This is a genomic window from Bacillus sp. mrc49, from assembly GCF_002803435.1.
In genome coordinates, this window is record NZ_PHNG01000261.1 from 1 (window position 1) to 589 (window position 589).

General features: G+C 43.6%; 1 protein-coding gene. It reads left to right on the top strand.

Features of this window, described 5'->3' with window-relative positions; translation table 11 throughout:
- Positions 1 to 589 (top strand): fumarylacetoacetate hydrolase family protein (locus CVN76_RS01870; protein ID WP_198512425.1); only part of this gene is annotated, 589 nt, incomplete at both ends.

The following is a 589-nucleotide window of genomic DNA, read 5'->3' on the forward strand; positions in this document are numbered from 1 at the left end:
ATTGCCAAGAAGGCGGCTGACTATGCTATCGATAATCGTGAATCATTTCGACATAAATTGATACATGCAATGGAGGATATAAAACTTGAGGCACCCGTCCAAAATCCAGGAAAAATCATCTGTGTTGGCCAAAACTATCGTGAGCATATTGCAGAAATGGGGCGTGAATTGCCACTTTTTCCCGTTGTATTCGCCAAGTACACGAATGCAGTGATCGGACCCCAGGATGACATCCCCTTCTTCCCGATCTCTGAACAGCTTGATTATGAAGCTGAATTCGCATTTGTCATCGGACAAAGGACACGCCAAGTGTCACAAGAAGATGCTCTTGATTATGTAGCAGGTTACACGATTGCCAATGATGTTACGTATCGCGACATCCAACGGCGTACAATTGAGTGGCTTCAAGGCAAAACGGTAGATGGAAGTGCTCCGATGGGACCTTGGTTGGTGACTTCCGACGAGCTGCCCGAACCATCCGGTTTACATGTTCGATTAACGGTGAATGGAGAAGAACGGCAAAAAACGAATACATCCAACTTCGTATTTGATGTGAAATATTTAATTGAATTTTTATCGAATTTAATGA